Source organism: Streptomyces paradoxus, from assembly GCF_014202475.1.
Classification (GTDB): domain Bacteria; phylum Actinomycetota; class Actinomycetes; order Streptomycetales; family Streptomycetaceae; genus Streptomyces; species Streptomyces paradoxus.
In genome coordinates this window covers 344,519-364,069 of record NZ_JACHGV010000002.1, presented here as the reverse complement: position 1 = coordinate 364,069, position 19,551 = coordinate 344,519, and the positions used below count along the sequence as shown (strand labels likewise).

The window sequence follows — 19,551 nt, the reverse complement described above, 5'->3', positions numbered from 1 at the left end:
CCCTGCGTACCGGACCAGCATGCCGGGCGGCGCGGCCGCGCGGTGGGTCAGAAGGGCATGCGGCCGCGGGTGCGGCGGCCGGCCGAGCCGCTGCGGCTCACCGCGCGGGAACTGGAGTGGAAGGGCTTGCTGAAGAGCCTGCCCAGGACTCCGGGCGCCTTGCCGCCGGCCCGGGCGCCGGCGCCGAGCGAACGCTGGGTGCCGCGCTCGGGGTGGCGCGAGAGGCGGGGGACGAGGAAGGCGAGCACGGCCAGGAGGACGCATCCGGCAATGACGACGGCGACGATCACGGACAACTCCCTTGTGTAGTGGGGGAGTTACGGGTTCCCCGTCATCTCGTCTCCATGTGGCCTCTCTCTGTGACCTCCGTCCGGTCGCCGTCGCCTTCGGCCTGGGACGGGGCGTGGCCGCTCATCGTGAACCTCCTCGCGCTGCTGCCGGGTACCCCGCCGGGACGGGAAGCACCAGCCCGGCGCGCGGTATCCCGGCCCTCCCGTCCCTCAGCCCCGGCGGCGCCTCGCGACGGCCCGCTGCAGCGCCGTGCGCAGCTCGGCCGACGGCGGCGGCCCGTCCGCTTCCGCGCTCGCCACCACCGCCGCCGCGACGTCCCGCAGCTTGGTGTTCGACAGCTGGGACGCCTCCCGCAGGATGTGCCACGCCTCGTCGGAGGTGCAGCCGTGGGTGGCCATGAGGATGCCCCGGGCCTGATCGATGACGGGGCGGGAGGCGATGGCCTGGCGGAGCTGCTCGACCTCCTCCTGCAGGACGTGCAGGCACTCCGCGCGTTCCAGCGCGACCGCCGAGGAGGCCGGCGCCGTCGCTGAGACCGGGCCCGTGGCGTCCAGGCCGGCCAGCGGATCGGTCGTGTCCAGGCCCGCCAGCTCCAGGATCCGGCGCGGCTGGCCGTTCCAGTTCGTCGCCGTCACCGTCAGCGACCGCCGGCGGCCGTGGTCGGCCAGCACGTCCAGGAACTGCAGACCGGCCGTGTCCATGAAGTGCACACCCGCCATGTCCAGGTCGACCCGGGTGACGGTGGCCGGCAGGCAGGCCAGCGTCCTCGCCAGGATGTCCGCGCAGCCGTGGACGAGCTCGCCACGGGGGGTGAACTCGGCGCGGTCCGCGCCGACGCGGCCGGGGATGACCAGGGTGTCCAGCCTTCCTGAGAGATGTGGTGATGCCGCTGAGGTCATGTCACCGCCTTGTCGGTCCTCGTCGGTCGTGTTCGTCTCGCCGGACTGCACGACGTCACTCGCCCCCGTGGACGTCGGTGTGACGTGCGCCTGCCCGCCGTACGGCGTACTACACACGTTCCGGGGGGAATGAGCCTTTGTCTTACGGGTAAGAGCGCTGAAGCCCAGAAGCGTGGGGAGAGGGGATTGAACACTCGGCAGCAGCTGTCGGCGAACGGCCCTCGCGACCCCGTGCCCGGCCTGGCGGTGTTCCCGCTGGCCGGGCGGCAGGGCGTCCGGGCGGCGGGTGAGGTCGGCCTGACGACACGTGCGATCTGGGAAGGCGTACTGGAACAGGCTGTCCGCGAGGATGACGACGTGTACTACCTCGAACTGTCCGGCGTGACGTTCGTCGACGTCGCGGGCGCCGGTGCGCTCGCGGCCGCCGCCGGACAGCTCCGCGACGGCCGGCGGTTCGTGGTGCGCCGGCCCCCGCCCGCCCTGCGGCGCACGCTGGACCTGCTGTGGCCCGGCCAGAAGGGAATCGAGGTGTCCACATCATGACCAGCACGGTCACCGAGCCCTTCGGGCCCCTCGACCCCTTCGTCCACCCCGCGCTCTTCTACCGGGACGAACAGGACTACCTCGACGGCACCCTGCCCTTCGTACGCGAGGGGCTGGAGGCCGGAGAACCGGTGGCCGTCGCCGTCCCCGGCAAGAACCTCGCCCTGATCCGGGACGCGCTGGGCGATGACGCCACCGCCGTGCGGCTCCTGGACATGCGCGAGGCCGGACGCAACCCGGGGCGGATCATCCCCGGCGTGCTGCGCGCCTTCGCCGACGTCCAGCCGGCCGGCCGCCGGGTGCGCATCATCGGCGAGCCCATCTGGGCCGGCCGCTCCGACACCGAGTACGCGGCCTGCGCCCAGCACGAGGCGCTCATCAACGCCGCCTTCCGGGGCCGCATGGTGACGATCCTGTGCCCGTACGACGTCGCGCGGCTGCCCGAGCACGTCGTCGCCGACGCCCACGCCACCCACCCCACCGTCATCCACCCCGGCTCCCGGGCGGAGCGCGAGAGCGACACGTACGCCCCCGAGGACGTCGTCACCCGCTACAACGAGCCGCTGCCGCCCGTGCAGGAGGCGCTGACTTTCGCCTTCGACTCCGACTCCCTGCCCCACGCCCGGCACGTGGCCGTCGGGGAGGGCGCGCGGCTCGGCCTCGTCGGTGTGAAGCTGGACGACCTGGCCCTCGCCACGGCCGAGCTCACCACCAACAGCGTGGTGCACGGCGGCGGTTCGGGCGTGCTGCGCGTCTGGGCAGAGGACGGGTACGTGGTGTGCGAGGTCCGCGACGACGGGCACCTCGCGGACGTCCTGGCCGGACGCCGGCCCGTGCCCCGCGACCAGCGCGGCGGGCGCGGGATCCTGCTGGTCAACCTGATCGCCGACCTGGTGCGGCTGCACCGGGGCGACAGCGGGACGACCGTGCGCTGCTGGTTCGCCCGCTGACCTGCCTCTGACGCTCAGGTGCCCAGCGGGTCCAGCGCCAGCGGCGTGATCCTGCCCTCCAGCATCGCGCCGAGACCCTGCACGGCGCACACGTCCGGACGCTCGGCGATGTGCACCGGCATGCCCGTCGCCTGCCGCAGCATCTGGTCCAGGCCCGGCAGCAGGGCACTGCCGCCGACCATCATGATCCCCCGGTCGGCCAGGTCGGCGACCAGGTCGGGCGGGCAGCCCCGCAGTACCTTGCCGATGCCGTCCAGGATCGCGGTGAGCGGCGCCTGGATGGCGTCCCGGACGGCCGCGGTGTCGACCTGGACGGAGCGGGCCAGGCCCGTGGCGACGTCCCGGCCATGGATCTCCGTCGAGGCCGGGCCCTGCGCGGTGAGGCCGTTGCCCGACAGGGCCAGCTGCAAGGGCCGTACCGACTGGCTCGGCAGCATCAGCTCGTGCTCGTGGCGCAGGTGCTGCACGATCGCGTGGTCGACGGCCTCGCCGCCGACCGGGATGCGCTCGGCGGTGACGATCGAGCCGAGGGACAGCACGGCCACCTGCGTGGCGGCCGCCCCGCACACCATGATCATCGTGGCCTCGGGCTGCTCCACGGGCAGCCCGCAGCCGATGGCGGCGGCGATCAGCGTGTCGACCAGTTCCACCTTGCGGGCCCCGAGACCGACCAGCGTCTCGATCGCGGCGCGCTGGGCCAGCGGGTCGGCGGCGTGCGGGGTGCAGGCCGCGGCGCGCAGGATCGCCTTGCGGCGCAGCGCGCGGCGCATCTTGTCACCGAGCAGGTGCCGCAGCATGCGCTGCGCCATCTCGATGTCGACGACGGTGCCGCCGGAGACCGGCCGGACCACCCTGATGTAGTGCGGGGTGCGGCCCGTCATCTTCTCGGCGAGCTCACCGACCGCGATCAGCGCGCCGGTGCGGGTGTTCACGGCGGCGGCGGACGGCTGGTCGACGACGAGCCCGGCGCCCTTGACGTAGACGCGTGTGCGGGCCGCCCCCAGGTCGACGGCGAAGTGGCAGCGGCGCAACTGCTCCAGACTGGCGGTCATGGCAGGTCCTCCCGAGAGCGCAGACCGTGGGGGGCCGCCAGGTGGCGGGCCTCGCAGACGTGGGTCCGCCGGGTGGCGGGCCTCCTTCGCATCCTGCGCGGGAGGCGGCCGGGCCGCCTTTCGTGGGGGGCCGGGCGGGGCGCCGCCGAACGGGGGTTTCGGTGTTCGGTCACAGGGAGCGCGCGGCCTCCAGCAGCGTCGCGAGGGACGTCACCGTGGTCTCGCAGCCGGCCTCGCGCAGCTGCCGGTCGGTGGTGGCGTTGCGGGCGAGGCCGACGAAGCGCAGCCCGGCCCGCTGGGCGGCGGCCAGCTCGGGGACCGTGGAACCGATCACCAGGCCCGTCGACGCGGACCCGTCGCAGGCCTCGAGGGCGCGCAGCATGCAGTCCGGGTGCGGGGTGAGCAGGGCCAGGTCCTCCGCGCGTCCGTGGACGCCGGCCAGGGGCAGGGCGCCGTAGGGCCGCAGGTAGCGGGGTACGGCCTCGGCGCAGACGTCCGTGATCACACAGACGCGGCGGCCGGAGGCGTGCAGGGTGCGGACCAGCGGCGCGGAGTTGTGCGTCGCCGGCGCGTGCGGCACCGCCCGGAGTTCGAGCTCGTCCAGACGCTCCCGCAGCAGCGGCCCCAGCGGGTCCCGCGCGAAGGCCCGGAGCACGTCCAGCGGATGGGTGAACGTCTCCCGCACCGCGCCGGGCAGGGCGTGCCGCGGGCCGCGGTGCTCGTCGACGAGGGCGAGCAGGCCGAGCACGGCCTCGCGCGCGGTGCTCGCCGAGAACAGGCGGGCCATCGGGCCGTCGAAACCGACCAGGACCGTCTCGGTCTCGCCGAGGAGCCGCGGCAGCGGGAGCTGCGCGGCAGCGGCCCCCCGCGGTTCGGGCAGGGTCGCGCCCTCCCGGTCCAGTTGCACCGACGCCGTCACCGACAGCCCGGGCACCGGCCAGTGGCGCAGCCCGGTGTTGACCGCCCGCTGGGCGGCACCCGCCCTGCGCAGCGGATGCCTCCGGGTGATGCGGGCCGCCTCCTCCAGCAGGTGGTCGAGCAGCACCTCGGACACCCGGCCGGTCTCGGCCCGCACGAACGCGACGGGGTCCTCCACATGCCAGGACAGCTCGACCGCGGCGGCGAAGGCGCCCTTGCCCGAACTGGGCAGCGAGACCCGGTGGTGGGACTGGTGCGTGGTGAGGTCCACCTCGTAGTACGTCACGAGCCCCGGCCGCCGGTCGCCGTGCGGCCGGGCGGGGTCGAGGAGGGTCAGCGGGCCGTCGGGCCGGGTGTGGACGACGGCCGTGCGGCCCGGGGCCGGTATGCCGAGCCGGCGCAGGTCGCGGGTGATGAAGGGGCCCTGCACCAGGTCGCGGGCCCCGGGCTCCGGGGCCGTGGCGGGGGACAGCGGGCAGTACCAGGCGACGGGCGGGGTGTCCGTGGCGCCGTCCTGGAAGAGGGGCTGGAAGCGCTGGGGGCCCTGGGCGGCGGAGCTCGCGGCGAACTGCTCGTAGAGGTCCGGGGAGACGATCACCTGGAGGTCGGCGGGCACGCGCGGCGGCTCGGGCGGCGGGCCGGGCCGGTCCCAGAACGTGACGGTCAGGGGCGGCGGGTCCGCGAGCCCGGTGAGGACCTCGGGCAGGCCGCGCAGGACGGCGGCCAGGACGGGGAGGAGGTAGGTACCGGGCCGGGTGTGCACGTCGTAGCCGCCGCCGCGGACGCGCACGTCGAACTGGTGGGGGGCGAGCGCGCCGCGGGTGAGCATCTCGTGCACCGCGTACTCGAGGGTGATGCGGGCCTCGGGGTGGCCGGTGAGGTCGTCGGCCTCGAAGAGGATCGTGGGGGCGGGGGCCTCCGCACCGGACTCCAGATCCTCCTTGAGGGTGCGCAGACGCTCCCGGGCGGCCGCGGCGGCCGGGCCCGGGACGCCGTCGAGGGGGTCGCCGTACCAGAGGCCGAGGGCGCGCCGGGGGTCGGCGGGGTCACCCGCGAGGAGCTGCTCGCAGTGCAGCACGTCGACGTACACGTCGGGCACGTGCAGGGCGTACGAGTGGGAGAGGGCGACGAGCCCGCCGTCCGGCAGCACCTGCCGGACCTCCGCCGCCAGGGCCTCCAGACGGCGGGCGGCCTCCCTCTCCGGCAGGGAGTCCTCCCACAGCCCGCGGGCCAGTTCGGCGTGGGGCACGCGCCGGCCGTGCCGCAGGAGCAGCATGCACAGCAGCGCCTGGGCCTCCGGGGAGGGCGGTTCCACGGGTTCCGCGCCGGCGCTGATGCGCAGGGGACCCAGCAGGGTGAAGGAGCGCGGCGGTGGCCACACGGCGGGCAGACGGGCGGCGTAGGCTGCGGCTTCGGGGAGTTCGTGGCGGTCGATCAGATCGAGCAGCTCCCGGTGCTCGGCGGGCACCTGCGCGTCGGCGCTCAGCTGCTTGAGCAGCCACCGGAACTCCGCGACGTCCGCCTCGGGGTCCTTGTCCCGGGACTCCTCGCCGAGGGCGATCCGGCTGAGCAGCACCGTGCCGTCGGGGCGCAGCAGCAGGCCGGCCGGCCCGCGCTCCCCGCGCACCAGACCGCGCGCGTGCAGGGCCTCCAGCCCTGCCATGCCCTGGCACACCAGGCGGGCGAAGGCCGGGAAGGTGATGCCCGAGAGCACTTCGGAGACCGTCAGGCCGTCCACGAACTCCGTCACCAGGTAGGGCGCGTCGTCCTCCACCCCGAAGTCGAGCACCTTCACCACATGCGGATCGTCCACTCCGGACAGCGCCCGCGCCTGGCTCAGGAACCGTTCCTGGGGGGCGGACTGCGGACGGTACCGGCGCACGATCACCTGCCGGTCGGTGCGGACGTCCACGGCCCGGGACACGTGCCCCTCCCAGTCGCGCCGCCCGGTCAGCCGGTAGCGCCCCGCGAACAGCACCTCCCCGCCCAGCCGCCGCACGGTCTCCTCGCTGACCGTCGCGAACGCCGGGCCGGAGCCGCCCTTCCCGCCGTCCGTCTCGGCCCGGAACTCCCCGGCCGCGAGCCCGGCCCGCTCGTCGATGAGCCCCCCGACCCGTTCGAGGAACTCCCGGGTCCGGCCGCGGGCCGTGCGGGGCAGGGAACGCAGCAGCAACTCCCGTACGCCGGGCCGGAACGCGTAGGAGCCGGGCGGGCCGGGCGCGGAGGTGAGCATGCCGCTGAGGATGACCTCGGCCAGGTGCTGGGGACGCGGGTCGCGCTCCAGGGTGCGCTGGACGAGGCGCATCACCGGGACCGAGGGGACCGCCAGCGCGAGATGCCCGGCGAGGCGGAAGGCCTCCGGGGACGCGGTCGCGCGGAAGCGCAGGACCAGGTCCTCGGGGGAGGCGGTGGTGATGTCGGGGGTGGGCTCGGCGGGCGGTGCCGGTGCCGGCGGCAGCCAGGCCGCCGCGCCCGGGGTCCGGGCGCCGCCCGGGTCGGCGATCAGGGCCGCCCAGTGGGCGAGCCAGGGGGCGCCCGGTTCCAGGACCGGCAGCGGCAGGGCCCGGTCCGGGGGCGCTGCCGTCGCGTCGTACGGGGTGAACGCGAGGGCCGCCGAGGGGGCCGCGGTGGACGGGGACGTCAGCAGGCCCGGCTCGGCGGGCAACGCCGTGGTGGGCCAGAGGTGTTCGGGGAGGGGCTGGACCACGGCGAGCGGCATGTGGTGGGCCCACTGCCGCAGGGTGCGGAACCAGCGCTCGCCCGCCTCGCCCGGACGCCACTGCGGTCCCATGCAGTCGCTGACGACGAGGGTGGCCGTGCGGCCGTCGTCGAGGACGGGGACCTGGCGGGCCCGGCCGTCGGGCGTGGCCGGGTGCAGGGTGACCGTGCGGAAGATGCCCGACTGGGCGAGCGCCGTGTGCAGTTCGCTCACCAGGGGGCGCCAGACCGGCATGGTCGGGCCGGTGTCGTGCACGAGGTTCAGGCGCAGCCAGCGGTCGGGCGCCGGCCGCAGCACGGGGAACCACACGTCCGGGTGGGCGCCGAGGCGCGCGATCCGGTCGGCCGTCGCCCGTTCGTCCAGCAGGCGCAGATGCGGCGAGGGCACCTTGCGCTGGAGCGGACGCAGGGCGCGCTGGAGCGCCAGGGGGTGGGGCAGCATCGGGGGCGCGGGCGCGAGCAGGGGCGGCCCGCCGCCGGAGTGGTGGGCCGGGCGGTCCGGGGAGCGCGGGGCGGGGAGGCGGAGCGGGACGCGGCCGGGGGTGGCCGCCGCGGGAGGCTCGGCGGACCGCGGTGGTCCGGGGGCGGCGGGGGCCGGCTCCTCCGGGCCGGGAGCAGGCGCCTCGGGAACGGGAGCCTCCGGAACGGCCGGCCGGCCGTTCCCGGGTTCGCCGGACGGCTGCTCCAGCTGCCCGGCCAGCCACAGCAGTTCGGCGATCTCGCGCGGCGTCGGAGCGGCACCCGCCGCCGACAGGGCCGCCTGCAGCCGGGCGACCGGGGACGGCCCGGGTGAGGCCTCAGAAGCCATCGCCGTCGGCCGTCGCGCTGAGGTACGGCATCAGCTGCTCGGCGAGGTCGTCGCGGGACTCGGCGTCCAGGCCGGCCACTCCCGTGAGGTAGAGGGCGTTCAGCAGCTGGTCGGTGGCCAGTTCGCCGCCGGAGGCCCGCTCCAGAAAGCGGGTGATCAGACGGTCCGCGTCCCCGCCCGGCGTGTCCAGATGGGCCCGGACGATGTGGGTGAGCTGGTCCCGGCCGGGGCGGCGCAGCTTCAGCCGGACGCAGCGGCGCAGGAAGGCGGGCGGGAACTCGCGCTCCCCGTTGCTGGTCAGCACGACGAACGGAAACGCCCGGCAGCGGACCCGGCCGCGGCGGACGGCCACCGGGGTGTCCGTGCCGTCGGCGAGCACCTCGGCCGCGCCGGCGCCGGAGTGCCGGGCGGCACGCACCAGTTCCGGGATCTCGTACTGGCCCTCCTCCAGGACGTTCAGCAGGTCGTTCGGCAGGTCGAGGTCGCTCTTGTCGATCTCGTCGACGAGCAGGGCGCGGGGCCGGTCGTAGGGGAGCAGGGCCGTGCCGAGCGGGCCGAGACGCAGGTGGTCCTCGACACCGCCCCGTTCCTCCCGCGCCTGCCGGGCCGCGTACAGCCGGGACAGCGGGTCGTACTGGTAGAGGCCGTCGGCCAGCGAGCTGCGGCTGGTGATGTTCCAGCGCAGCACCGGGCCGAGCCGCAGCTCGCGCGCCACCGCGTAGGCGAGGGAGGACTTGCCGGTGCCCGGCGGGCCGGTGACGAGCAGCGGGCGGCGCAGGCAGAGCGCGGCGTTGACGAGCCGGACGCTCTCCTCGGTGGCGACGTACGACTTCGCCCGGTGCACGCGGTCGGGGGAGACGGCCGTCGCGTCGTCGCCGTCCTGCGGCGGCGGCAGGGCGGGCCCGCCGTCGAAGGCACGCCAGGGCGGCGGGGCGGGCAGGTCGTCGATGCCGTCGTGCGGCTCGTTCCGGCCGGTGTAGACGGACCAGTGCGGCATGGAAAGTGGTCTCCGCTCTCCGTTTTCGTGCGGGTGTCTCTGGGGGGAGTGGCTGCGGGCGGGTCAGGCCACCGGCGACCTCGCGTGCGCGGCGGTGACGGCGTGCGGGTCGGTGAAGACCCGCGGGTCGTCCCAGAGCAGCTGGATGCCGCGGGCCCAGTGGTCCTCCTCCGCGAGCGCCTCCTCGCGCAGGGCGAGGACCTGGCGCGGGAGTTCGGCGGGCGGTACGGCCATGACGTGGGCGTCGAGCGCGTCGAGGAATGCCTTGCCGGTGCAGCCGTCCGCCCCGGCGCACTCCTCCTGCCCGGAGCCGCAGCCGCCCCGCGACCACACGATCACCGGGGCGGGCGCGGCGAGCGAGGTGTCGAAGTGGGGCCGGGTGCGGGCGGCGGCCGGGGCGGTGCCGAAGCCGGCGAGGCAGGCGTCGTGCTGCCGCAGCCGCAACCGCAGCCGCCCGGGTTCCTCCGGCATGCCGCACTCCACCCGGTGCATCCGGGCGCCCGGCCAGGAGTCGAGGCGCTTCCACGTCCGGGTCAGCACGTGCCGGGTGCTGGCCTTGCGGCGGGCGTGGTCGGTCACGACCAGCGGGTAGACGCAGCCGAGCGGCGTGTCGTCGTCCGGGGCGCTCTCCCAGCGGTCGACCGGCCAGTCCAGCCAGTCCCGGGGCAGCGCGAACGCGACCAGCTCGTCCGCGCCGGGCGTCAGATACCGGAAGGCCGCCTCGATCCCCTCCTGGACGTAGGCGTGCAGCCGGTGCTGCTCGACCGTGCCGGAGTCGACCGGGTGGCGCCGTCCCTCGCTGTACGCGGACACCTCCACCCGGACCAGGCCGTCGCCCGCTCCGCTGTGCCCGAGTTCGACGAGGATCGGCGACCAGTCCGGGGCCGACGGCTCCACGGCCGGGGTGTGCAGCAGGTCCTGGAGCCGGTCGGCGAACCGGGCGACGGTCCGTGCGGCGCCCGGGCCGTCGAGTTCGCACAGCACGAACAGGGCCGCCGACCACAGCGAGTCGAACCCCTCCTCGGGCGGCGGAGGGTCGAACGGGTCGGCCGCCGCCGTGTACAGCCGCACCGGGTCGCAGTCGACGCCCGCGCGGGCCGCCCTCTCGACCAGGGCGCGCAGCCGGGCGCGGTCGGCGGTGGCGTGGCCGGAGGTGGGGACCAGGCTCTGCAGGCCCGGCCAGTAGCGGGCCATGACCTGGGTGGGCATCATCCGGCCGGTGCGCACCTCGCCCTTGCCGGCGTCCGCCGTGACCATGCCGACGACCTCGCCGGTGTCGGCCAGGGTGACGGCGGCCCCGCTGAAGCCGGGGGCCAGGGGCTGGCCGCCCTGGTGCCAGGCCTCCAGCTGGAGCCACTCCCGTCGGATCAACTGCGGTGCCGTGACCCGGCATTCGGTGAGGGTGCCCTCGTCGAAGCCGCGCGGAAAGCCGTAGACGACGAGCTTGCGGTCCGTCGTGCCGTGCGTCGCGTCGGCCGGGGCCAGCGCGGCCGGGGCGACCGGCACCTCCCCGTCGAGCTCCAGCACGGCCAGGTCGCCGGGGTCGGTGACGCCACCGGCCCAGCCGCCGTGCGCGACGACCCGGGCGGACACGGACGGGGTGCCGGGCCGCTCGGTGAAGGTCACCGCCAGGTCCTCGCCGTCGCCCACGACATGAGCGCACGTCAGGACCGTGCGCGGGCTGATGAGGAAACCCGCTCCGGCCACCCGGCCCCGTAACTCGATCCGGGCGTGCCACTCGGCGCTGTTCATGAGGCCGCGCCGGCCTCCGGCGCGGACGGGGCCGCCGGGGCCGACGGGGACCAGGTCAGTCTGACCACCAGATGGCCCTCGGCGGTGCCCTTGGCGATGAACGCGCCCGTCTCGGCGGCCAGTTTCACCCCGAACTCGATCTCCACACCGTCCGGCTTCAGCGAGCCGTCCCGGAAGACGCGCAGCGCGGACTCGGCGGCCGCCCGAACACCGTCCAGGGCGCCCTCGAAGGTGCGCGCCGCCTGGACCGTGCCGTCGCCGCGGGCGACCAGGCGGGAGCCGGACGCCCCCTCCACCGCCTCGACCGCGACCACGGCCCCGTCATCGGTCTTGAACTCGACCAAACCGTCCACGACACCCCCGTCGTCCGATTGCGCTGGGCAGCACCATTGTGACGGAAGGTGCTCGATGACGCAGGGGGCATCAGCCGAACTCACCACCGACGATGCCCCGGATCACCCCCAGCTCCACCAAGTCCTGCGGCCGGATGCGGAGTTGGTCCGCCGTCGCCTCCACCTCGCGCGGGGGCCGTTTGAGGATCGCCGCCGCGAGTTCGGGGGCGATCACCGAGAAGTAACTGTCGGGCGTGGCCCAGGTGTTGCCGGGCGCGGTCAGGGCCAGTGCGCCGCCGGAGCCGCCCTCGCCGATCACCAGCGTGGTCACGGGGGTGCGGGCGCCCGCGACCGCGGCGAAGACGTCGGCGATGGCCGCGCCCGCGCCCTGCCGCTCCGCCTCCGCGTCGTTGGCCGCCCCCGGGGTGTCCACGAGGGTCAGCACCGGGATGCCGAGCCGGTCCGCGAGGCGGATCAGCCGGGCGGCGGTGCGGTATCCGGCGGGGCGGGTCGCGGTCCCGGTCTGCGCGGCGTAGGCGACGGTCCGGCCCTCGTGGGTGCCGAAGCCGCACAGCATGCCGTCCGGGTCGGTGCCGCCGCAGCGGTCGCCGCTGATCGCGACCCGGTCGGTGAAGTACGCGTCCAGGTAGGCGGTGGCGCGCGGCCGTCGCGGGGAACGGGCGCGGCGGACGGCGTCCCAGCCGGTGACGGGCAGGACCGCGGTCTCGCCGAGCGCTCCGGGCGGCGGCGCGGGCGTGGTGGACGGGCACGCCAGCAGCCGCAGCCACCGCCCGAGTGTCTCCCGAAGCTCCTCCGGCCGTACGACCGCGTCGGCCGCGCCCGCCGCGAGCTGCGCCTCCGCGGTGTACGCCGCCGGGTCCGCGTCGGCCGGCCGTACCCGGGAGCCGGCGAAGCCGACCTGGGCGCCGGGGAGCGCGAGCACCACGTCGGCGCCCGCGCCCAGGGTGGCCCAGCCGCCCCCGGTCGTCGGGTCGCGCAGGACCGCGACCTGCGCGAGACCGGCCTCCCGGGTGAGCGCCGACTGACGTGCCACGCGCTGGAGTTGGGTCAGCGCCCGCATGCCCTCCTGCATCCGGCTGCCGCCCGTCGCCACCAGCGGCACGACCGGGAGGCGGCGTTCACGGGCGTACGCGTACGCCGCCTCCAGCCGGTCGCCGGTGCCCTCGCCCAGGGAGCCGCCGAGGAACCCGAACTCGAACGCGATCAGCACCGTCCGGGTGCCGCCGACGCGGGCGGTGCCGCACACCACGGACTCCTGCTCGCCGGTGCGTTCGGCGGCCCGGGCGCGGGAGGCGTCGTAGCCCGGCCAGCCGAGCGGGCCGTCGGGCTTCGGTCGCCGTGCGGGGACGGGGAGTTCGGCGAAGGTCGCGTCGTCGGCGAGGGCGCTCACGGCCTCGCGGGCGGAGTAGCGCTCAGCCATGGGTCAGCGCCCGCTTCATGATCTTCCCCATGTCGTTGCGGGGCAGCGCGTCGAGGTGGTGCACGACCCGCGGCCGCTTGTGCGGGGCGAGCCGCCGCGCCACATGACCGGCCAACTCCTCCAGCCCGGGCGGCGCCTGGGGATCCGCCGGCACGATCCACGCCACGATCCGCTCACCCAGGTCGGCGTCCGGCTCCCCGGTGACGGCCGCCTCCCGCACCCCGGGGTGTTCGAGGAGGGCGTTCTCGATCTCACCGGCCCCGATCTTGTAACCGCCGCTCTTGATCAGGTCGGTGGCCTTGCGGCCGACGATCCGGACGTAGCCGTCGGGGTCGCGCACCGCCATGTCGCCGGTGCGGAAGAAGCCGTCGGCGGTGAAGGCGGCGGCGGTGGCGTCGGGACGGTTGAGGTACTCGGTGAACAGGTTCGGCCCGCGCACCTGGATCTCGCCGACCGTCTCCCCGTCGTACGCGGCGACCTGCGAACCGTCCTCCTCGACCAGCCGCAGCTCCACGCCCGGCAGGGGCACGCCGACCGTGCCCGGGCGGGCCTCGCCGTCGGCGCGGACGCTGGTGTTCATCAGCGTCTCCGTCATGCCGTACCGCTCGATCACCCGCCGCCCGGTCGCGGTCGCGATCCGGCCGTGGTCGTGCACGGGCAGCGCCGCCGAGCCGGAGACCAGCAGCCGCGCCCCGGTCAGCGCCTTCACCAGCTCCGGGTCGCTCGTCACGGCCTCGGCGATCCGGTGGTACATCGTCGGCACGCCGAACAGCATGGTCGCGCCGGTGTTCAGCTCGCGGGCGACGCCCTGGGTGCTGAAGCGGCCCAGGTGCCGCACCGACCCGCCGCGCCGCAGCGGGCCGAGGATGCCCAGCACCAGGCCGTGCACGTGGAACAACGGCAGTCCGTGGACGAGGACGTCGTCGCCGGTCCACTGCCAGGCGTCGGCCAGGGCGTCCAGGGTGCTCGCGATGGCCCGGCGGGGCACGACGGCGCCCTTGGGCGGGCCGGTGGTGCCGGAGGTGTAGACGATCAGGGCCGGGGCGCTGTCGTCGGCGGGCTCCACGGGGGCGGTTCCGGTGCCGTGCACGTCGACGTCCAGACGGGTCAGGGCCCCTACGGACGCGGGGAGTTGGTCGTCGGGCGCCGTGAGCACCAGGCCGGGGGCGCTGTCGGCCAGGATGTGCCCGAGTTCCTTCTCGCCGGACTTGGGGTTGAGCGGCACGGCGGGCACTCCGGCCAGCAGCGCGGCGACGACGGCGACGGCCGTCTCCATCGTGGGCGTCGCCCAGACGGCGACCCGGCGGGCGTCCCCGATGCGTTCGGCCGTCGCACCGGCCGCGGCGGCGAGTTCCCCGTACGTCAGTGAGCGCTCGCCGAACCGCAGGGCGGGCCGGTCGGCCGAGCCGCCGGTCAGGGCCGGGAAGAGAGAGGTCACGCGTCACATCTCCTTAGCTGTCTGCGGGCAGCTGTCTGCCTGCTCCACTGATCGGCGGGTGGGCTGCCCCCAGCCGGGGACGACCGCGACCACGATCTCTCCGTACACCATCAACTGCCGGAAGAAACGCTCGCGGTCGACGTCCGGTGCGCCGTCGGAGGAGAACGGGCTGACGTCGACAGGAGACACACCCGGCGGATCTCGGCCAGCGGCATGCCCAGCCGCCGCAGCCACGCCACCAGCCGGGCCCCCTCCAGCTGCCCGGCCGCGTAGTAGCGGTATCCGGTGTCCGGGTCCACGCGGGCGGGCCGCAGCAGGTCCAGCTCGTCGTACAGGCGCAGTGCCTTCGGCGAGAGCCGGCACGCCCTCGCGAACGCGCCGATCGTCAGCATGGCCATGCGACCCCCTGCGGTCCCGCGCTCCTCGCGCTCGTCCTCGTTCCGCCACCGATGCTGGGGCTTCACCGAAGGTGAAGGTCAAACAGGGTGTCGCGGTTCCGGACGGGATTGTTAGCCTGCGACGGACATCCAATCGATCGTCCGTACGAGGATGGAGTCGCCGTGGCCGGCACCCCGCGCATCGCCGTCGTCACCTACGACCCCCGCGGCGAGGAGCACAAGGACCGCGACCTGCCCGTGCTGGTGCGGGCGCTGCGGGACGCCGGGGCCGACGCCGTCGCCGTTCCCTGGGACGGCCCGGACGTGGACTGGGCCGCCTTCGACCTCGCCCTCATCCGCTCCACCTGGGACTACAGCTGGCGCGCCGAGGAGTTCGCGGCGTGGGCCGAGCGGTGCGCGAAGACGACCCGGCTCGCCAATCCGGCCGGTGTCGTGCGGTGGAACGCCGACAAGCGCTACCTCGGGCGGCTCTCGGAGGCCGGAGTGCCCGTCGTGCCCACCCGGTACTTCGCGCCCGGCGACCCCGTCGCCCTGCCCGCCGACGGCGAGTACGTCGTGAAGCCCGCCTCCGGGGCCGGTGCCCGGTACGCCGCCCGCTACCCGGCCGGGGAGCGGGACGCCGCCGTGCGGCAGGCCGAGCGCATGCACGCCGAGGGGTTCACCGTCATGGTGCAGCCCTACCTGACCGGCATCGACACCCACGGCGAGCGGGCCCTGCAGTTCTTCGGCGGGCGCCTGCTGCACGCGAGCGTCAAGGGCGCCGTCCTCGCGCCGGGCACGCCGTACGACGCCGACAAGGTCGCCCACCCCGACCTCCGCCCCTGGGAGCCGGCCGCCGCCGAACTGGCCGTCGCCGAACGGGCGCTGGCCGCCGCACCCGGGGGCGCGGACCTGCTGTACGCGCGCGTGGACCTGGTCACCGGGCCGGACGGCGAGCCGTGCGTGATGGAGCTGGAGCTGATCGAGCCGAACCTGTTCCTCCATCTGCATCCGGACAGCCTGCCGAGAGTGGTGGAGGCGGTGCTGGCCGCCGCCGGCTGAGCACGACAAGCGGGGCATACGCCCCCGGGTGAGGCTTTTGGTGTAGTGGTACCACCATGCCCCCCGAGCAACGGACCTGGGCACCGCTGCTCGCGGTGTGCGCCGGGTACTTCATGGTGATCCTCGATGTGACGGTCATCAACGTCGCCGTGCCGGTGGTCGGGCGGGAGCTGTCGGCCTCGCTCACCGGCATCCAGTGGATCACCGACGGCTACACGCTGGTCTTCGCCGGGTTCCTGCTGACGGGCGGGGCGCTGGGGGACCGGCTGGGCAACCGGCGGGTCTTCTGCTGGGGCGTGGCGGTGTTCACCGCGTCCTCGGCGGCCTGCGCGCTCGCGCCCGGTGCCGCCTTCCTCGTGGCGGCCCGGCTGGTGGAGGGGCTCGGCGCGGCGCTGATCGTGCCCGGTTCGCTGGCCCTGCTCCAGCAGGCCTACCCGGAGCCGGGGGCACGGTCGCGGGCCTTCGGGCTGTGGGGATCGATGGCGGGCATCGCGGCCTCCGCCGGGCCGCTGCTGGGCGGGCTGCTCGTCTCCACGGCCGGCTGGCGCTGGGTGTTCCTGATCAACCTGCCCGTCGGCGCGGCCTGCCTGGTGCTGACGCTGCGGAACGTGGCCCGCTCGCCCCGGCGCGCCGACCGGGCCCTGGACTGGCCGGCGCAGGCCGCCGTCGTCGCGGCGGTGGCCCTGCTGACCGGGGCGCTCAACGAGGCCGGGCGGCGCGGCTGGTCGGACCCGGCCGTGCTCGCCGGTCTGGGCCTGGCCGTCCTGTCCGCCGCGGCCTTCGCCCTGCGCGAGCGGCTGGCCAGGTCTCCCGCCCTCCCGCTGAGCATGCTGCATTCACGCGCCATGAGCGGCGGAGCCGTCATCGGCCTGCTGTTCAACTTCGGCTTCTACGGCATGGTGTTCACCGCCAGCCTGGAGTTCCAGCACCAGCGCGGCTACAGCGCCCTCGGCACCGGTCTCGCGCTGTTCCCGGCGGTGGCGATGACGATGTTCGCCTCGGTCCTGTCCGCCCGGCTGTCCCGCCGGACCGGCGACCGCCCGCTGGTCGTCTCGGGCATGCTCCTGGCCGCGCTGGGCCTGGCCGGCTGGGCCGCGGCCGGTGCCGACCCCGCCTACGGGCTGCTGGTGCTCCCGATGATGGCCGCCGGCTTCGGCACGTCTTTCGCCCTCACCGGCTCCACCGCCACCGTGATGGGCGCCGCGCCCCCGGCCTACTCGGGGGCCGCCTCCGCCCTGTTCAACACCACCCGCCAGGTCGGCAGCGCCACCGGCGTCGCGCTCGGCGGCAGCCTGCTCGCCTCGGCCGCGAACTACGGCACCGGAATCCGGACCAGCATGGGCATCGGCGCGCTCGCCTATCTGACGGCGGCGGTCCTCGCGTGGGGCTGCGTACCGGCCAGGACCCGGCACACGGACACCTCCTGAAGACGCATGGGCCTCAGATGTGAGCGCCGGTGACGGCCACCCGCTGCACCAGCCCCCAGGTGAACTCCGCGACGGCCTCCCGCCGGACGCCCTCGGCGTCGGGCGCGGTGAACGCCAGTCCCCACCGGGTCGGGGCCGTGCCCTCCAGGGGGCGTGCCGGGGCGAAGGCGCGGGCCGCCTCGTCGACCGTGCAGGACCAGGGGGTGAGGTCGTCCAGCGTGCGCAGCCCGGGGCCCTTCGCGCCCGGGGCGCGGACCAGCCACTCGTTCCACACCGCGCGGTTCGGGGCGGTCAGCACCTCGAAGCGCAAGGAGGGCCAGAGCGGCACCGGCCACAGCCAGGCCTCGCAGTCGAGATCGCCGATCCGGCGCGGCGTGCGGGACTCCGGTTCGCCCAGCACCGAACGGTAGCGGGAAAGCGGCGCGCGGGAGCGCGGGGAGCGGACCATCGCCTGCCACCGCCGGTTGGCCTCGCGCATGTCCGCGATCGACACCCCCAGCTCATGGCGGGCGTCCTCCACCAGGCCGGGGTTGTGGTCGGCCATGCGGCGCAGCAGCACCAGCTGGAAGTCGAGCGGGGTGAAGGGGCTAGCGGGGTGCTTTGCGGAGGGCATGGGTCCCATCGTCGCCCACCGGGGTCCTGCCCGGACGGCGGCCGTCGGGGAGGAACAGGACGGAGTTGACGTAGCGAGGGCCCCGCAGGAGCGGGGAGGGCAGGACGCGGCGGAGCAGGCCGTGGGAGACGACGTACGACGCGCGGGCCTGGTGGTCCTCCAGCGGGAACTTCGACAACGGCACCCAGGTGTCGCCGGGCAGGACCCAGCCGTCGTAGCCCAGCAGGGACAGATAGGTCACCACCGGCGCGATCGGCTGGATGCGCGACTCCAGCTCCACGAACAGGGCCGGCCGGTCGCGGGCCAGCAGACCCGTCGCGCCGCGCAGCACCGCCGGCTCGTTGCCGTCCACGTCGATCTTGATGAAGCCGACGTCGCGCAGGCCCAGCTCGTCCAGCGTGACGCAGGGGACGTCCAGCGCGCGGCCGTGGATGTCGCGGCGGACCAGCGAGGACACGCCCCGGTCGCCCGAGTCGTCCGAGGGCAGCCACAGGCGGGCGATGCCCGGCCGGTCCGAGGCGGCCGCCCGGACCACCCGGACGTTCGCCGGGGCGGCGGCGACCAGCAGCCGGGCCAGATGGGGCACCGGCTCGACCGTCACGACCCGCTCGGCGAGGCCCGACAGACGGTGGGTCCAGGGCCCGTACCAGCCGCCGACGTCCACCGCCGTACGGCAGCCCGGCGGGCACAGCTCGGCGAGCCGTGCCAGCTCCGGTTCGAACCGGGGGTAGAGCGCCCGGGCCGCCGCGGCCACCAGGCGGGTGGGCAGCAGAGGGGCGACACGGGCCGCCAGGCTGGTCACGGTGCCATCCTCTTCAGGAGTTCCTCGTGCTCGTCGTCCGGCACCTGTTCCCCCGAGGACGGCAGCAGCTGCGGAATGCCGTCGGTGATCGGGTAACGGCGGTGCAGGCGCGGGTTGTACAGCGCCTCCTCCTGCCCGGCCTCCTCGGCCAGCAGGTGCAGCGGGCCCTTGTCGAGCGGGCACGCCAGGATCTTCAGCAGCGGGTCGTCGGGCTTCATGGGGATGCGAGCTCCTTGGCGGGTGGGGAGGGTTGGGGAGCGGTGTCGTGCTTCGGCATGGTCAGCAGGACGGCGACCGCCAGGGCCGTGCCCGCCACCCGCAGCGCGAGCCGCAGGGGCTCGTCCGGCAGCGCTTCGCCGAACGACAGCGTGCCGAGCACCGCCGTGAACAGGGACGTCACGGTCGTGCACACCGGCACGATCAGCGAGGCCCGGCAGCGTTGCAGCGCCGCCTGGGACATGACCAGGCCGAACACGCCGGTGAACAGCAGCAGATACGGATAGGGGGAGCTCAGCAGGTCCACGAGGGCGCCGCCGATCCCGTGGGTCGTCAGATGGCCGGAGACGCCCTTGATGGCCAGCGAGCTGACCCCGTACAGCAGGCCCACGGCCACGCCGTACTCGACGCCGGTCGTGGGCCGCCGGTGCCGGTTGCGCGTGCGCCGCTCGGCCGAGCCGTACAGCCATACCCCGGCCGCCAGCGCCGGTACGCACACCAGCAGGATCAGCTGGTAGGGCGCGTCCTGGCTGACGGTGTCCGAGCCCTCCCGCAGCGACAGCACCACCATCAGCAGCGCCAGCAGGATCGCGCCCAGCGCGTACCGCTCCCGGCCGGACGTCTCCTCCCCGAGCAGCCGCGCCGACAGCAGCACGAGCAGCACCAGGCCGGAGACGAAGATGCCCTGGGCGGCGGCGATCGGCAGGGTGCGGTAGACGACGAGCTGCGCGGCGAAACCCGCGGCCAGGGCGAGGGACCCGCCGATCCACAGCGGGCTTCCGAGGACGAGGCGCAGCAGCCGGGCCGGTTGCCGGATGCTCACCTCGGGGAGCGAGGTGAGCGCCCGTTTCTCCAGCACGAAGCCCAGGCTGTACAGGGTGTTCGCCAGCAGCGCCGCGGCCACTCCCCACCACA

General features: G+C 75.1%; 17 protein-coding genes and 1 pseudogene. 4 read left to right on the top strand and 14 right to left on the bottom strand.

The annotated features are described in order from the left end of the window. Positions 1 to 47: 47 nt before the first annotated feature. Both HNR57_RS06605 and HNR57_RS06600 read right to left on the bottom strand, forming a co-directional pair. Entirely contained in the window at positions 48 to 290 is a 243-nt protein-coding gene (locus HNR57_RS06605) for a DUF6411 family protein (RefSeq protein ID WP_031131162.1), read from the bottom strand. 210 nt (positions 291 to 500) lie between these two features. Then, complete coding sequence (locus HNR57_RS06600; protein WP_184557561.1) at positions 501 to 1,190, bottom strand: ANTAR domain-containing response regulator; 690 nt, start codon at positions 1,188 to 1,190, stop codon at positions 501 to 503. A gap of 186 nt (positions 1,191 to 1,376) precedes the next feature. Here HNR57_RS06600 and HNR57_RS06595 point away from each other — a divergent pair, with 186 nt between their 5' ends. Then, entirely contained in the window at positions 1,377 to 1,733 is a 357-nt protein-coding gene (locus HNR57_RS06595) for an STAS domain-containing protein (protein WP_221342156.1), read from the top strand. Next, the gene (locus HNR57_RS06590; RefSeq protein ID WP_184557559.1) at positions 1,730 to 2,683 is read left to right on the top strand and encodes an anti-sigma factor RsbA family regulatory protein; all 954 of its coding nucleotides are present in this window, start codon (positions 1,730 to 1,732) and stop codon (positions 2,681 to 2,683) included. The genes HNR57_RS06595 and HNR57_RS06590 overlap by 4 nt, the downstream gene beginning before the upstream one ends. Positions 2,684 to 2,697: 14 nt before the next feature. On the opposite strand, the gene HNR57_RS06585 is transcribed toward HNR57_RS06590, so the two are convergent. From HNR57_RS06585 to HNR57_RS06550, 8 genes and pseudogenes are all read right to left on the bottom strand, one after another. Beyond that, complete coding sequence (locus HNR57_RS06585; protein WP_184557556.1) at positions 2,698 to 3,735, bottom strand: rod shape-determining protein; 1,038 nt, start codon at positions 3,733 to 3,735, stop codon at positions 2,698 to 2,700. Positions 3,736 to 3,904: 169 nt separating this feature from the next. Beyond that, positions 3,905 to 8,179, bottom strand: a complete 4,275-nt coding sequence (locus tag HNR57_RS06580; RefSeq protein ID WP_184557552.1) for an SAV_2336 N-terminal domain-related protein — start codon at positions 8,177 to 8,179, stop codon at positions 3,905 to 3,907. Further along, positions 8,169 to 9,176 (bottom strand): AAA family ATPase, encoded by a 1,008-nt coding sequence (locus HNR57_RS06575; RefSeq protein ID WP_184557549.1) that lies wholly within the window; start codon positions 9,174 to 9,176, stop codon positions 8,169 to 8,171. The genes HNR57_RS06580 and HNR57_RS06575 overlap by 11 nt, the downstream gene beginning before the upstream one ends. A 63-nt stretch (positions 9,177 to 9,239) precedes the next feature. Then, a complete protein-coding gene (locus HNR57_RS06570) occupies positions 9,240 to 10,928 on the bottom strand; it encodes a VMAP-C domain-containing protein (RefSeq protein ID WP_184557546.1) in 1,689 nt (562 codons plus the stop codon). Next, positions 10,925 to 11,281 (bottom strand): CU044_2847 family protein, encoded by a 357-nt coding sequence (locus HNR57_RS06565; protein ID WP_184557543.1) that lies wholly within the window; start codon positions 11,279 to 11,281, stop codon positions 10,925 to 10,927. The genes HNR57_RS06570 and HNR57_RS06565 overlap by 4 nt, the downstream gene beginning before the upstream one ends. A 70-nt stretch (positions 11,282 to 11,351) precedes the next feature. Beyond that, a complete protein-coding gene (locus HNR57_RS06560; protein WP_184557540.1) occupies positions 11,352 to 12,701 on the bottom strand; it encodes a carboxyl transferase domain-containing protein in 1,350 nt (449 codons plus the stop codon). Further along, on the bottom strand, positions 12,694 to 14,139 hold the full coding sequence (locus HNR57_RS06555; protein ID WP_184557536.1) for an acyl-CoA synthetase: 1,446 nt from the start codon (positions 14,137 to 14,139) through the stop codon (positions 12,694 to 12,696). The genes HNR57_RS06560 and HNR57_RS06555 overlap by 8 nt, the downstream gene beginning before the upstream one ends. Before the next feature lie 170 nt (positions 14,140 to 14,309). Beyond that, positions 14,310 to 14,537, bottom strand: a pseudogene (locus HNR57_RS06550) (MerR family transcriptional regulator); the annotation flags it as partial. Positions 14,538 to 14,699: 162 nt separating this feature from the next. Here HNR57_RS06550 and HNR57_RS06545 point away from each other — a divergent pair. Beyond that, positions 14,700 to 15,578 carry an ATP-grasp domain-containing protein gene (locus HNR57_RS06545; protein WP_184557533.1) on the top strand — a complete coding sequence of 293 codons (879 nt, stop codon included), beginning with the start codon at positions 14,700 to 14,702 and terminating at the stop codon, positions 15,576 to 15,578. Between the two features lie 56 nt (positions 15,579 to 15,634). Next, positions 15,635 to 17,005, top strand: a complete 1,371-nt coding sequence (locus HNR57_RS06540; protein ID WP_184557530.1) for an MFS transporter — start codon at positions 15,635 to 15,637, stop codon at positions 17,003 to 17,005. A 13-nt stretch (positions 17,006 to 17,018) separates the two neighbouring features. Here HNR57_RS06540 and HNR57_RS06535 read toward each other — a convergent pair whose 3' ends face one another. From HNR57_RS06535 to HNR57_RS06520, 4 genes are read right to left on the bottom strand one after another with little or no spacing between them, the layout of a single operon-like run. Continuing rightward, complete coding sequence (locus HNR57_RS06535; protein WP_376772183.1) at positions 17,019 to 17,618, bottom strand: hypothetical protein; 600 nt, start codon at positions 17,616 to 17,618, stop codon at positions 17,019 to 17,021. Continuing rightward, positions 17,593 to 18,420 (bottom strand): FkbM family methyltransferase, encoded by an 828-nt coding sequence (locus HNR57_RS06530; protein ID WP_184557525.1) that lies wholly within the window; start codon positions 18,418 to 18,420, stop codon positions 17,593 to 17,595. Before HNR57_RS06530 ends, HNR57_RS06535 begins: the two co-directional genes overlap by 26 nt. Next, the gene (locus HNR57_RS06525; protein ID WP_107454782.1) at positions 18,417 to 18,638 is read right to left on the bottom strand and encodes a Trm112 family protein; all 222 of its coding nucleotides are present in this window, start codon (positions 18,636 to 18,638) and stop codon (positions 18,417 to 18,419) included. Before HNR57_RS06525 ends, HNR57_RS06530 begins: the two co-directional genes overlap by 4 nt. Then, positions 18,635 to 19,540: a hypothetical protein gene (locus HNR57_RS06520; RefSeq protein ID WP_184558853.1), complete on the bottom strand. Its 906-nt coding sequence runs from the start codon at positions 19,538 to 19,540 to the stop codon at positions 18,635 to 18,637. Before HNR57_RS06520 ends, HNR57_RS06525 begins: the two co-directional genes overlap by 4 nt. Positions 19,541 to 19,551: the final 11 nt, after the last annotated feature.